This window comes from Streptomyces sp. NPDC001889 (assembly GCF_053594535.1).
Genome location: NZ_JBSFER010000009.1, coordinates 187,124 through 201,321, shown reverse-complemented (window position 1 = coordinate 201,321; position 14,198 = coordinate 187,124). Strand labels below are relative to the sequence as shown.

General features: G+C 75.0%; 9 protein-coding genes. 6 read left to right on the top strand and 3 right to left on the bottom strand.

From position 1 onward, the window contains the following. Positions 1–217 precede the first annotated feature (217 nt). A complete protein-coding gene (locus ACWCRA_RS12505; protein WP_351555659.1) occupies positions 218–2,872 on the bottom strand; it encodes an FtsX-like permease family protein in 2,655 nt (884 codons plus the stop codon). Between the two features lie 87 nt (positions 2,873–2,959). Further along, positions 2,960–3,175, bottom strand: a complete 216-nt coding sequence (locus ACWCRA_RS12500) for a hypothetical protein (RefSeq protein ID WP_451067404.1) — start codon at positions 3,173–3,175, stop codon at positions 2,960–2,962. A gap of 297 nt (positions 3,176–3,472) precedes the next feature. Between ACWCRA_RS12500 and ACWCRA_RS12495 the strand changes: the two genes are divergently transcribed. After that, positions 3,473–4,636 carry an ROK family glucokinase gene (locus tag ACWCRA_RS12495; RefSeq protein WP_351555653.1) on the top strand — a complete coding sequence of 388 codons (1,164 nt, stop codon included), beginning with the start codon at positions 3,473–3,475 and terminating at the stop codon, positions 4,634–4,636. A gap of 96 nt (positions 4,637–4,732) precedes the next feature. Continuing rightward, positions 4,733–5,308: a hypothetical protein gene (locus ACWCRA_RS12490; protein ID WP_351555651.1), complete on the top strand. Its 576-nt coding sequence runs from the start codon at positions 4,733–4,735 to the stop codon at positions 5,306–5,308. A gap of 298 nt (positions 5,309–5,606) precedes the next feature. Here the strand turns inward: ACWCRA_RS12490 and ACWCRA_RS12485 are convergent, their stop codons facing one another. Further along, entirely contained in the window at positions 5,607–8,327 is a 2,721-nt protein-coding gene (locus ACWCRA_RS12485) for a LuxR C-terminal-related transcriptional regulator (protein ID WP_451067403.1), read from the bottom strand. A gap of 148 nt (positions 8,328–8,475) precedes the next feature. Between ACWCRA_RS12485 and ACWCRA_RS12480 the strand changes: the two genes are divergently transcribed. From ACWCRA_RS12480 to ACWCRA_RS12465, 4 genes are all read left to right on the top strand, one after another. After that, positions 8,476–10,827: an ATP-binding protein gene (locus ACWCRA_RS12480; RefSeq protein WP_351555647.1), complete on the top strand. Its 2,352-nt coding sequence runs from the start codon at positions 8,476–8,478 to the stop codon at positions 10,825–10,827. Between the two features lie 256 nt (positions 10,828–11,083). After that, the gene (gene pcaDC, locus ACWCRA_RS12475; protein WP_351555644.1) at positions 11,084–12,379 is read left to right on the top strand and encodes a bifunctional 3-oxoadipate enol-lactonase/4-carboxymuconolactone decarboxylase PcaDC; all 1,296 of its coding nucleotides are present in this window, start codon (positions 11,084–11,086) and stop codon (positions 12,377–12,379) included. Positions 12,380–12,391: 12 nt separating this feature from the next. Further along, complete coding sequence (locus ACWCRA_RS12470) at positions 12,392–13,018, top strand: MBL fold metallo-hydrolase (RefSeq protein ID WP_451067402.1); 627 nt, start codon at positions 12,392–12,394, stop codon at positions 13,016–13,018. A gap of 30 nt (positions 13,019–13,048) precedes the next feature. Then, complete coding sequence (locus ACWCRA_RS12465) at positions 13,049–13,828, top strand: exodeoxyribonuclease III (protein WP_451067401.1); 780 nt, start codon at positions 13,049–13,051, stop codon at positions 13,826–13,828. Positions 13,829–14,198 lie beyond the last annotated feature (370 nt).

Genomic DNA, 14,198 nt, shown 5'->3' with positions numbered 1-14,198 from the left:
GCCTTGACTGTGGCCCGCGGGGTGCGGGTTCCTGTGGCGCGGGGTCCGTCCTCAATCTCCCCCGGAGCCGCCTCTGGGAGGTGGGCCTGGGCGAATTCAGCCTCGCCGGCGTTTGAGGCGCGGGGGTTCGGGGGGCTGGTCCCCGACCGGGGCCCGCGCTGTGCGGGGACCTGGGGCGCGGGGGGCGGTCTCAGGGGGCCGAGGGGCTCTCGGTCGCTCATGCGCGGGCCAGCAGAAGAGCCACCGGCTGCCGCCGCAGCGCCACCACCGGCACCGCGGTGCCGGCCACCGCGAGCAGCACCCCGCCCACCACGGTGACCACCCCCACCCCCACCAGCGACGCGGTCACCCCGCCCGGCGCCAGCCACACCGTCACCCCGGCCGCCACCGACGCCCCCGCCACCGACCCGGTCAGCCCGAGCACGGCCCCCTCCGTCAGCACCAGCCGCGCGAGCGTCCGATCCGTCCACCCGGTGGCCCGCAGCGCGGCGAACTCCCCCATCCGGTCACGGATGTTCAGATACATGACGTCCCCGACGGCGACCGCGGCCAGCAGCACCATCATCCCCACCGCGGCGATGTCCGCGGCCCGTATCCGTACCGAGACCGCATCCCCCAGCAGCGACCCCGCCAGCACCCCTTCGAAGGTGTGCACCGCCGCCACCAGCAGGGTCACCGAGCCCGCGGCGATGGCCGAAGCGGTGACACCGAGCAGCGTCCGGGCCCGGGACCGGACCAGCCCGGCCAGCGCGAGAGAGGTGACCCCGCCCACGGCCCGGCTCCGGCGCCCGGCCGCGACGGCGGGCCGCAGCGCCTCCAGCGGCGCCGCGCGTGACGCCCGCCAGGCCGGGACCAGTCCGCCGAGGGCGGCGACCCCGACCGCGCCGGGCACCGCGAGCAGGGCGTACGAGGCGCTCACCCCGACCCCGGACAGTTCCCCGGCGGCCAGCGCGGCCCCCACCCCCAGCACCCCGGCGGCGGTCCCGATCAGCGCGGACTCCCCGAGGACGGCCGCGAAGAGCCGCCCCCGTCCCCAGCCGACGGCGGCCAGCAGCCCCAGCTCCTCGCGCCGGGCGCGGACCGACGCGGCGGTGGCGTTCGCGGTGAAGAGGGAACAGACCGTGAGCATCAGCACCAGCAGGACCACGCTCTTGCGGTCCACCGCCTCGGAGATCACGGCCACCACGTTCTTCTTGCTCCACCACTCCTGGAGCCGCAGCTCCGGGCGGCCGAACTCCCCCTCGGGCAGGGCCACGGTCTGCGCGGCGGGCGACGACCCGAGGGCGATGTCGACCTCCAGGCCGGTGCGCCGGGTGATCGATTCCGCCACGGCGCGCACCCGCTCGCGCGAGACCTCGTCGGCGCCGGTGACCCCGGTGACGGCGACCCGGACCGCGGAGACCGGCGCGCGGTGCTGCCGGCCGGTGAGATAGCCCGCGCGCCCGAGCCAGGCGGCGGCGTCGAGGGTGGTGAGCATCAGCGGCGGCTGCTGGAGGTAGCCGGTGGGCGAGACCCCGGGCAGCAGGGGCCCGCCGCCGAGGAGCTTCCGGGACGCGGCGTCCGCGCCGCTGAGCCCCGGGGCGGTGTACGCGCCGAGCGGCACCCGCGCGGCGGAGTCGTAGGCGGGCAGCCGCCGGGGGTCGAAGGTGCCGGTGTTCCGGCCGTGGACCGGGGGACGGTTCGCCGCCCCCGGGCCGTCCCCGGCGGGCAGCGCCCGGAACCAGAGGTCACGGCCGTCGAGGGGGAGTTCCGCGGTGCGCGGGACGGTGCGCGGGCGCAGGGCCCCGTCGGAGCCGGTGGTGTAGCGCACGGGTCCGGCCGGGAGCAGCCCGTCGAGCGGGCTGACGGTGCCGGGGGCGCTGTCGCGCGCGGTGCCGGCCGTGTCCAGCTCCGCGCGGTGCACGGTGGCGCCGTCGCCCAGCCGCCGCACCTCGGTCCGGACGGTGAGCCCCGACTCCGCGCCCCGGGTGCGCAGCAGGGGGAGTTCGACCGAGTCCGCGAACCCCTCGCGCCGGACGGTGCGGGGCGCCCCGGGGGTCAGATACGTCCCGGCGGTCAGGGCCCGGTCGAGCCCGAGGAGCCGGGCCTCGGCCGCCGGGTCCACCCCGGCGACGACCTGGGAGGCGGGGAAGGTGAAGACGGCGGTGGTCGGGGGGAGGTCGCTCGCGACCGGCCGGCCGTCGTGGCCGATGGTGGTGACGGACGCCCAGGACAGACAGACGACGGGCTCCTCGGCCGCGTGCGGGTCCCCCTCCGACACCGCCCGGTGCCGCCCCTCGCAGACCTCGACCTCGCGGCCCGATGGCAGACGTTCGAGATAGCGGTTGGTGATCCGCCGGTGGCCGTCGCCCACCCCCACGGTCTCCCCGGCGCGGACGGTGATGGGGTGGGGGGTGATGTAGACGCGCCTGCTGTTCTGCGGGATGGCCGACAGACCCCGGTCGTATGTCCAGCTACGGGAGATGTCGTAGGTGCCCTTGGTGCCCTTGGGGAGGAACTCCGCGAAGTCGAGGACGGCGCGTCCCGCGGTCGGGGCGAAGCCCAGTACGGCGATCGGCGCGGCGACCCGTACGCCCGGGGTGGCACCGATCCGGGCGACCTGCGCGGTGGTGATGCCGCCGTACACCTCGGACACCGCGTTGGGCCGGATCAGGCCCCGGGCCGATTCGACGGGGCCGGCGGAGTCCCGGGGGCGCACCAGGATGTCGTACGCGCCCCGGTCGCGGGAGAGGGTGCCGAGCACATCGAGCCGTGAGGACTCCGTCGTCGACGACAGGACGACGAACGAGGAGACCGCCACCAGCAGCCCCAGCAGCAGGGCGAGCGATCGGAGCAGTCTTCCTGCCAGCTGTCGCCGGACGAAAAGTAACACCCGGCCCCTCCCCAGGTCGTCGGGAACTCTGTGTACCGGTGGCGCGGCCCCGCCCCCGGGGACGGGGCCGAGGGCCGGAGCGGTCCGCTAGCAGAACCGCCCGGTGTACTGCCATGAGCCGCAGTAGGACTGGGAGCAGTGCGGAGGCTTCGCCCGGTAGCAGCACCGCTCGTGCAGGCGGAAGGTGATGCAGGTGTACTCCTTGCTGGAGGGACAGCCGGAGTTGCAGGTCAGGGCCGAGGCGCGGGCCTGGGGGACCAGTCTCTCCAGCAGCGCATCGCCGATTTTCCGCAGGGCGTTCATATGTTCCCTTCCATCGGGGATGAAGCGCGTGAAGTCGATCACTGGACTAGACCTGTCCGCAACGCACTCCCGTCCAATGTGGCTCAGCTCACACCGGGGCCCCGGCGGGCCGCCGGCGGCGGGCCACCCCCGCTCCCTCCGGCCCCGGGAGTGGCAGAATCGCCCTTGGCGGGCGCCGTCCGCCGCCGGCCCGGGGAGAACCACTCGCCGTGTGCCGGCCGGCCCCACGACACCAGGGACGACGCGACCCGTGCGAGCACCCGCCACCACCCGCTCCGCCGCTTTGGACCACGCCCTGTGAGCACCTACCGCGAATTCGCCCACCGGGGCTCCGCCCGCGCCACCGTCCTGCGCACCGTCGGCACCCGCGAACGCCGCTCGCATCTGAGCGCTCCCCGCGTGCCCACCGTGGGGATCGACATCGGCGGTACGAAGGTCATGGCGGGGGTCGTCGACGCCGACGGGGTCATCCTGGAGAAGATCCGCACCGAGACCCCGGACAAGTCCAAGAGCCCCAAGGTGGTCGAGGACACCATCTGCGAACTCGTGCTCGACCTCTCCGACCGGCACGATGTGCACGCGGTGGGCATCGGCGCGGCCGGCTGGGTGGACGCCGACCGCTCCACCGTCCTCTTCGCGCCCCATCTGGCCTGGCGCAACGAGCCCCTGCGCGACGCGCTCTCCGCCCGGCTCGCGGTCCCCGTCCTCGTCGACAACGACGCCAACACCGCCGCCTGGGCGGAGTGGCGCTTCGGCGCGGGGCGCGGCGAGGACCATCTGGTGATGATCACCCTCGGCACCGGCATCGGCGGCGCGATCCTGGAGGACGGCCAGGTCAAACGGGGCAAGTTCGGGGTCGCCGGTGAGTTCGGGCATATGCAGGTGGTGCCCGGCGGGCACCGCTGCCCCTGCGGCAACCGCGGCTGCTGGGAGCAGTACAGCTCCGGCAACGCCCTGGTCCGCGAGGCCCGGGAGCTGGCCGCGGCGGAGTCCCCGGTCGCCCACTGCCTGATCGACCGGGTCGGCGGCAGCGTCTCGGACATCACCGGCCCGCTCATCACCGAGCTGGCCCGCGAGGGCGACGCCATGTGCGTCGAGCTGTTCCAGGACATCGGCCAGTGGCTCGGCGTGGGCATCGCCAATCTCGCCGCCGCGCTCGACCCCTCCTGCTTCGTCATCGGCGGCGGGGTCAGTGCCGCCGACGATCTGCTCATCGGACCCGCCCGGGACGCCTTCCGCCGCCATCTCACCGGCCGCGGCTACCGCCCCGAGGCCCGGATCGCCAAGGCCCAGCTCGGCCCCGAGGCCGGCATGGTCGGCGCGGCCGATCTCGCCCGCCTGGTCGCCCGCCGCTTCCGCCGCGCCAACCGGCGCCGGGTCGAGCGGTACGAGCGGTACGAGCGCTACGCCCAGGCGCTGCGCAACACGGCCTCACCCCGTGCGACGCCACCGGCACCGTAATCCTCCATTCCGCTTCTCCCGCCCCGGAAGTCCCGGAAACCGTAGACTGCGGATTCCGACCGAGCTCCCCCCCACAGCACCAGGAACCACGCAGTCATGACCGTGCCCCGCCAGCCCACGTCCCCGGACGAGAACCTCCGTCCCCCCGAGGGCCGGCGGCAGATGATCATCCGCCGCTGGCTCACGGCGGTCATCATCGTCCTCCTCATCGGCATCCCCGCCGGCTATCTGGTGATCTCCGCCGAGCAGAGCCGCGAGAGCGGCCGGGACAAACAGGCCGAGTCCCAGGCGCGCGGGCTGCGCGACACCTGGCCCTCCCAGATGAAGCGGAGCGCCTTCGGGGTGCCCATTCCGCCGAAGTCCACCGACGTCGCCTACTTCGAGACCAGCAACTGGAAGACCAGCAGGCTGTACGCGCAGTTCACCACCACGGCCGGCGGGCTCGACCGCTTCCTCGAAGAGGCGGGCACCAGCCGGGACGCGCTGGAGGACGGCAGGATCACCATCAGCGCGCGCGACGCCGACACGGTCGGCTGGGACTTCCGCTCCGGCATCCCCTGGGCGGGCACCCGGCACGAGGACAAGGACCCCCAGCCGAGCCAGGACATCGTCGTCGACATGACCGATGCCGCCCACCCCCGGGTGTACGTCGTCGCCACCGCCAACCCCTGACCGGCCCGGCCCCGGGACCCGGGCCCGCGGAGCCCCTCCCGGCCGGGCCCCGGACGCGGGGGGCCCTCCACCGGGGCCGCCCTCGCGGTGACCGGCGTCGGCCGGGCTCCGCCGCGCCCGGTGGACCCTCCGGATCTCCCGGCCGCGATCACCGGCTCGCGAGGAGGGTTCGCCGTCCCTTCCCGCGAGACCCCCACCCGCGCACCGTTCCGGCCGCGGCGGAACCCGCGTACGGCGCGCGGGTGCCCGCCTGGGGCCGTCCGGGTCCGCCGCGGCACCGTCCCGCCGCGACGGCCCCTCACCCCGTGTCCCCGGCGCCCGTCCCCGGCCCCTCCCGCGCCAGCACCGACACCAGTTGCGCACGCCGTGCGATCCGCAGCTTCCGGTAGGCGCTGGTGAGATGGGTCTCCACGGTGCGGCGGGTGAGGCACAGCGCGTCGGAGATCCGGGCGTTGCTGTGACCCGCCGCGGCCAGTTCGGCGACCCGGCGCTCGGCCGCGGTCAGCCCGTGAGGGACCCTCGCCCTCCGCGCCGGGACCTCGCCCAGCGCCTTCTCGGCCACACCGAGGAGACGGCCGGTGACGGCGCCGCCCCCGCTCCCGGGGGCGGGGACAGCCAGCCGCAGCGCCACGGCGCGCGCCTCACGCAGCGTGTCACGGCCCTTCCGGCCGTTGCCGATCTCGATATGGGCCCGGCCGAGATCGACGAGGACCTCCGCCAGCTCCACGGGCGCCCGAGCCGGTCCGAGCAGCTCGGCGGCCTCGGTCAGCGAGTCCAGCGCCAGCCTGCCGCTCACCGCCGAGGCGTACGCCCGCAGCGCCCGGCCGACGGTGCGCCGGGTTCCCCAGGTCCGGGCGTGGCGCAGCTCCTCCTCGGCCAGCTCGCGGGCCTCCTCCCGCCGCCCGAGCCGCACCAGCGCCAGCGCCGCTCCGGAACGCCACGGTGTGGCGACCGGACTGACGAAGTCATGGGCGCTCTGGCCGGCTCCGCAGCGCAGATGGTCGTCGAGGGCCGCCTGCCAGTCGCCGTCCGCCGCGTGCAGGAGGGCCCGCGCGTAGCTCAGCTCGTTCCACTCCCAGGAACTGTCCGCACCGGACGGACCCGCGCCGGCCACCGCCGCCCACGCCTCTTCGCGCCGGCCGGTCTCGCACCGGGCGATCGCCACCATCGCCGCCAGATGCGGCAGCCGGACGCCCTGCCCGGCCCAAGCCCGTACCAGGGGCGCGTTCTCGGCGATGACACGCTCGAACTCTCCCGCCCAGAGCGCCGCCTCGGCCCGGACACTGAGCAGGCACTGAAGCCCCACGTCCGTCAGATCCGGGGGAATGGGCGGCGGGGGCAGACACATGTCGGCGAGCTCGCGCGCCTCCTCCAGACGGTCCGCCCACTGCAGAAGGGTGGCCGCGCTGCCGAGCCAGGCGGTCCGCAGGCGCGGGTCCACCGGTGCCGCCAGGCGCTGCTGGACCCGGGCGCGCGCCTCGGCCGCCGAGCAGAGCCCGGCTCCGGCCTCGTACTCGGTGATCAGCCCGCACACCAGGGGCTCGATGGTGGCCGGCGCCACCGGCGCGAGCGCGCGCAGACCCGCGACGGCCCCGCGCCAGGCCGCGCTGTCGTGCGAGGAGACCAGCGCGCTGAGCGTCTGCAGGACCTGGACGAGTTCGTCGTCGCCCGCGGCGCGCGTGGCCTGGTGCAGGACCCGGAGCGCGGCATCGGGGTACCGCCCCGCGACGAGGCCCGCGCTGAGCGCGGTGGCGGCGATCACACGGTCCCGTACATCGGTGTGCAGCTCCAGACCGGTGTAGAGCCGGCGGATGCCGGCGGTGGCGCTGTGCGGAAGCTCCAGGGCGCCCAGGCGCATGGTGAGGGCGGCGCGCCGGTCCGGAGCGAGCCGGCCGCGCAGCGCGTGGCGCAGATACGCGGCGGACTCGGCGACCCGGCCGGCGCGCACCGCCGCCTCGGCGGCTTCGTCCAGACACCGGGTCATCCAGGCCTCGCCCGGCCGGTCCACATGGAGCAGCCGGGAGGCGACGGCCGTCGCGGGGGCACCGCTCTCCGCGAGTGTCGCCGCGATGCGTGAGTGCAGCGCGGAGATCTCCTCGGGTTCGGCGGCGGCGAGAACGGCCTCCCGCGCGAGGGGGTGGTGCAGCAGCGTGCCGAGACGTCCCACCGACCGCGCGCGCCGGGAACGCCGGTGCGGGCGCGGGCCGGACACCTGGTCGAGGAGGCCGGGGCCGGCCGCCGTCCCGCCCTCGGCCGCGACGGCGAGGGCGAGGAGGATGCGGCGCGAGCGCGGATCGGCCCGGTGCCGGACCCAGCGGGTGATCGTGTCGCGGTAACGACTGTGTGCCGGGGCGGAGGGCGGGCGGGGGAGCGGGCCGTCCCCGAGGTCGGTGACGAGCGCCTGCACCAGCGCCGGAATGCCGGCACTCGCCTCGACGCAGGTCGCGGTCTCCTCCTCGCCCAGACCGGCGGCCCGCGCGATGCGGATGACGGCGGACGCGCTGAGCGGACGGAGAGCGAAGGACGTGCCGGTGGAGGCCGGGAGCACCAGCGGAGCGGACGGGCCGTCGCACTCGGTGGCCAGCAGCAGTACGGGAAGGCCGGCGACGCGGTGCGCGAGGTGGCCGATCCAGCGCCGGGACGTCTCGTCGGCGTGGTGCAGGTCGTCCACCGCGATCAGTACCGGACGCTCGGCCGCCGACCGGGCCAGCCGGGTCACCAGCCGCTGGAACAGACGCTGTTCGTCCGGCCCGGCCGGCACCGAGAAGGGAACATCGCCGTCGTCCGCGAAGAGCTGCCGGACGAGCCCGAGGGGGAACGCCGTCTCCTCCGGCGCGCTCCGGGCGCGCCTGACCCGCATGGTGCCCTCCGCTGTCTGCCGCCGCACGATCGTTTCGAGCGCCGCCGTCCGGCCCATGCCGGCCACCGCCGCCGAGAGCAGCATCCAGCGTCCGCCGCCCGCCCGCGCGGCCTCCGCGGCCGCCTCCAGCACCTCGTCGCGCTCCCACAGCACCCGCATGCTCCCCCCTCGCGGCCCCACCCCTGCGGCGTCGAGTCCACCATCCGGCCGCCGGCGTGACCAGGCGGAACCACCGGCAGAAGTACGTCCGTAATACTTCTGCCGGATGACCGCGCCCCGCCGGGGCACACGCCAGGGGAGCCTGACCATGACCGGGACGACATCGGACGATTTCGGGCAGCTCCTGCGCGGCCTGCGCCTGGGTGCCGGGTTCAGCCAGGAGCGGCTCGCCCTCGCCGCGGGAGTGAGCGTGCGGGCGCTGGCGGACCTGGAACGCGGCCGTACCACGGGGCCCCAGGGACGGACCGTCAAGGCCCTCGCCCGGGCGCTGGGGCTGAGCGCCGAGGAGGCAGGGTCCCTGGAGGCGGTGGCGGCCCCGGGGCGGCGGCGCCGGCGCCCCGCCACAGATCCGGCGTCGGCGGGGATACTGTCCCTGCCGAGGGACACCCGGGACTTCACCGCGCGCGGCCCCGCCCTCTCGGCCCTTGAGGCGCTGGCCGACGCCGCGCGGCCCGCCCATCCGCCGGTGGTCGTCGTCGCGGGCTCACCCGGTCTCGGGAAGACGGCGTTCGCCGTCCACGCGGCTCACGTCCTCGCCCCCCGGTTCCCCGACGGCCGGTTCCATGTCGACCTGTGCGGCATGGACGACGAGCCCGCTCGGCCGGGCGACGTCCTGGCCCGGCTGCTGGGCGCCCTCGGGGTCGCCGAGCGGACGCAGCCCCGGGGTGTCGAGGACCGGGCGGGGCTGTTCCGAACGCTCGCGGCGAGCCGCCGCCTGCTGCTGGTCCTGGACAACGCCGCCGACGAGGATCAGGTGCGCCCCTTGCTGCCGAGTTCCGGCGCGTGTCTCACGATCGTCACCAGCCGTGGCGGCCTGACCGGACTGGAAGCGGTCCACCGCATGGAACTCCCCCTGCTGCGGGGCGAGGAGGCGGTCGAACTGCTCACCCGTATCGTCGGCCCCCGGCGCGTCGCCCGGGAGGCGCGGGCCGCCCGCGAGCTGGCCGATCTGTGCGGGCATCTGCCGCTGGCCCTGCGCATCGCCGGCCAGCGCCTCGCCGCCCGGACCGAGGAGAGCCTCGGCAAGCTCGTCGCCCGGCTCGCCCGCGAGGAACGCAGGCTCGACACCCTCCAGTCGGGTGATCTGAAGGTCCGGGCCGCCTTCACGCTCTCCTACCGGCAGCTCGACTCCTCCTCCCGGCTCCTGCTGCGGCGCTGCGCACTCGCCGCGGGCCCGGACATCGGCCCCGAGACCGCCATGCTCCTGGCCGGCGTCCCGCTCCGCGACGCCGAACTCCGCCTGGAGGAACTCTGCGACCGCGGCCTGCTCCAGGCCGACCCCGCGGCCGAGCGCTACCGGTTCCACGACCTCCTCGGGCTCTTCGCGGCCGAACGGCTCGCCGCCGAGGACGCCCCGGCGACCCGGGACGCGGCCCTGGACCGGGCCGCCCGCTGGATGCTCGCCCGGGCCACCGCCGCGGCGCTCCATTTCGACGCCGAGCGCCACCACCTGCCGGCCGGCGACCCCGACCCCGCCACCGCGCCCGTCGGCCGCGAACAGGCCCGCGCCTGGCTGGAAGCCGAGCGGGCCCAGTGGCTCGCCGCCCTGCACCGCGCCCACGCCACCGGCCGGCACCGGGAGGTCCTCGACACTGCCGAGGCCATGCACTGGTTCTCCGATCTGACCCAGCACTGGTCCCAGTGGGTCGAGGTCTTCCGGTGCGCCGTCGACGCCGCCCGGGCACTGGACAGCCGGCGGGAGGAGGCCACCCACCTCAACTACCTCGCCTGGGCCCACGACATATGCGCCCACGACCCTCACGCCGCCCTCGAATCCGCCCGTTCCGCGCTCCTCGCGGCCCATATGTGCGGCGACCTGCTCCAGACGGGCTGGGCACTGCACTACGGCGCCGGCGCGCTGCGCCGGCTGGGCCGGATCAACGAGGCCATCACCTGGCTCCGGGAATCGGACGAGCACCACCGCGAGAACGCCTCGCCCCAGGGGAGACTCGCCCTGCTGAGCACCCTCAACAGCCTGGGCAGCGCCCTGCGCGAGCACGGCCACCCCGACCAGGCCCTTGAGATCCACCGCCGCAGTCACGACATCTGCCGCCGGGGAATCCCCGGCCAGTCCCCCCAACTCCTCGCCACCTACCGGGCCGTCACCCTGCGGCACCTCGGCAACGACCACGCGGCCCTGGGCCGGTGGCAGCAGGCGGAGACCGCCCTGCGACGGGCCCTGACCACCTTCGAGACCCTCGACGTGGCGGCGTGGACCGGCCCCACCCAGCTCGAACTCGGACGCGTGCTGCGCCACCTCGGCCGCCACGGGGAGGCCCGCGCGGTCCTCACCGCCGCCCTGCGCACGCTCACCGCGCACCATCACCCCCGCCGGGCCGAGGCCGCCGCCGAACTCCGCCTCACCGGCCGGTACACGGCTGACGGGCGCGCGTCGGACGGGTACACCGCTGACGGGCCGGGCGACATCCGGCTTCCCTGACCGGCCGGGTCCGCGAACCGTGTCACGGACCTTGCCGCGAACCGTGTCACGGACCGTGTTGCGAACCGTGTCACGGACTGTGTCGCGGACCGTGTCGCGACATGGAGGGAATGGACGCCCATCACCTCACATCAACCACCCTTCCGGGAACCGGCCCCCGCCCGGCCCCGGCGCCGGCGCGCCGGGCCGGACGCGCCGCCTCGGTCTCCGCCGACCCCCTCCTGAGGCAGGGAGCGGGATATGGGAGCGTGAGGGGGTGAGTGAGACGCAGACGCCCCCCACCGAACCGCCGACGTCCCCCCGGACCCTCCAGTACCGGATCGACGGTCCCGACGACGCCCCCGTCCTCATCCTGGGCCCCTCCCTCGGAACGACCTGGCACATGTGGGACAGGCAGATCGCCGATCTGTCCCGCGAGTGGCGCGTCTTCCGGTACGACCTGCCGGGCCACGGCGGGGCACCCGCCCACCCCGCCACCGCCATCGGTGAACTCACCGACCGGCTGCTGGCCACCCTCGACGGCCTCGGTATCCAGCGCTTCGGCTACACCGGCTGTTCCATCAGCGGCGCCATCGGCATCGACCTGGCGCTGCGCCACCCCCACCGCATCGCCTCGCTCGCCCTGGTCTCCACCTCGCCCCGGTTCGGGACCGCCGACGACTTCCGCCGCCGCGGTGTGGTCGTCCGCACCAACGGGCTCGACCCGATCGCCCGCAGCGCCCCCGAGAGCTGGTTCACCCACGGCTTCGCCGCCGCGCAGAGCGCGATCGTCGAGTGGGCCGTCCAGATGGTGCGGACCACCGACCCCGGCTGCTACATCGCCGCCTGTGAGGCCCTCGCCGCCTTCGACGCCCGTGCCGACCTGGGCAGGATCGGGGTGCCAACGCTGGTGGTCGTCGGCTCCGACGACCAGGTCACCGGCCCCGCCGAGGCCCGCACCCTGGTCGCGGGGATACCCGACGCCCGGCTCGCGCTGGTCCCCGGCGCCTCGCACCTCGCCCCCGTCGAGCAGCCGGCCGCCGTCACCGATCTGCTCGGCCGGCACTTCGCCGGGGTCCCGCAGGACACCCTGACCGCGATACCCGTACCGCCGTCCCCCGTGGTCTCCGCGCCGGTCACCCCGATCGCCGAGATCGCCCCCGCCATGCCGCAGATGGCCGCGTCCGGCCGCCCCGACCCGTACGAGCCCGGTATGAAGATCCGCCGAGAGGTCCTCGGCGACGCCCATGTCGACCGGGTCACCGAGGAGGCCGACGGCTTCACCGCCGATTTCGAGGACCTCGTCACCCGCTACGCCTGGGGCGAGGTCTGGACCCGCGACGGACTCGACCGGCGCACCCGCAGCGTGATCACGCTGACCGCGCTGGTCGCCGGCGGCCACCGGGAGGAGCTGGCCTCCCACACCCGGGCCGCGCTGCGCAACGGGCTCACCCCCGACGAGATCCGCGAGATCCTCCTCCACACGGCCGTGTACTGCGGCGTTCCGGCCGCGACGGCGGCCTTCGCGGTGGCCAGGACCGTGATCCAGGAGGAGACCACCCCCAGTCCGTAGCAGGATGGAGGGATGAGGCTCACCAAGAAGAAGCACTCCTGCGTCCGGCTGGAGAAGGACGGGGCGACGCTGGTCATCGACCCCGGGGCCTTCAGCGAGGAGGACGCCGCCGAGGGCGCCGACGCGGTCCTGATCACGCATGAGCACCCGGACCACTTCGACGAGGGACGGCTCCGCGCGGCCCTGGCGGCCGGCGCGGAGGTGTGGACGCTCGGGAGCGTCGCCGGGCAGCTCGCGGCGGCGTTCCCGGGGCGGGTGCGGACCGTCGGGCACGGCGACACCTTCACCGCCGCCGGATTCGATGTGCAGGTCCACGGCGAGCTGCACGCGGTGATCCACCCGGATCTGCCCCGGGTCACCAATATCGGCTTCCTGGTCGACGGTTCGCTCTTCCACCCCGGCGACGCGCTCACCGTGCCCGACCACCCGGTCGACACCCTGATGCTCCCCGTCCACGCGCCCTGGAGCAAGATCTCCGAGGTCATCGACTATGTGCGCGAGGTCCGCCCGAGGCGTGCCCTGGACATCCACGACGCCCTGCTCACCGAGATCGCCCGGCCCGTCTACGACACCCACATCGCCAACCTCGGAGGCGCGGAGCACGGCCGGCTGACCCCGGGGGAGAGCGCCGATCTGTGACTGTCGGACCCCGGCATTAGGCTTTCCCCCATGCGCATCGCCACATGGAACGTCAACTCGATCACCGCGCGGCTGCCCCGGCTGCTCGCCTGGCTCCAGAGCAGCGGCACGGACGTCCTGTGCGTTCAGGAGACCAAGTGCACCGAGGAGCAGTTCCCCGCCGCTGAGCTGCGGGAGATCGGTTACGAGTCCGCCGTGCTCGCCGACGGCCGGTGGAACGGCGTGGCCGTGATCTCCCGGGTGGGCCTCGCCGATGTGGTCAAGGGCCTGCCCGGCGGGCCGGAGTACGGCGGGGTGCCGGAGCCGCGCGCGATCGCCGCGACCTGCGGGCCGGTGCGCGTCTGGTCGGTCTATGTGCCCAACGGCCGCGAGGTCGCCCACGACCACTACGCCTACAAGCTGCGCTGGCTGGCCGCTCTGGAGGAGGCGGTGGCGGCCGACGCGGCGGGAGACCGGCCGTTCGCGGTGCTCGGCGATTTCAATATCGCCCCCACCGACGAGGATGTCTGGGACCGCTCCGTCTTCGAGGGCAGTACGCATGTCACCGAGCCGGAGCGGGCGGCGCTGGCGGCGCTCCGAGGGCGCGGCCTCACCGATGTGATGCCCCGACCGCTGAAGTACGCCCACCCCTTCACGTACTGGGACTACCGCCAGCTGGGCTTTCCGAAGAACCGGGGGATGCGGATCGATCTGGTGTACGGGAATGGGGCGTTCGCGGAGGTGGTGGAGGACAGCTATGTGGACCGGGAGGAGCGCAAGGGGAAGGGGGCGTCGGACCACGCCCCGGTGGTGGTCGACCTGACCCCCTGACCCCCAGCGCCCCGGTTGCCCCGAGCCCCCCGGCCCGTCCACCCCGCGCCCCGGGTGACCCGAGCGAACCCAGCCCGTCCGGCGTTTGAGGACGGTCCCCGTGCCCCGGGTGACCCGAGCGAACCCAGCCCGTCCGGCGTTTGAGGACGGACCCTGTGCGACAGGTTCCCGCATGCTGCGGGCCTCGGTCGGGGGCCGGCCCCCGAGCCCCCGCTCCTCAATCGCCGGAGGGGCTGGGGTGGTGCTGCTCGATCGCGGGAGGGGCTGAGAAAACCCAGCCGGTCCGCCGCTTGAGGACGGCCCCCGCGCCCCGGGTGCCCGGGCAATCTCAGCCGGTCCGCCGCTTGAGGACGGCCCCCGCGCCCCGGGT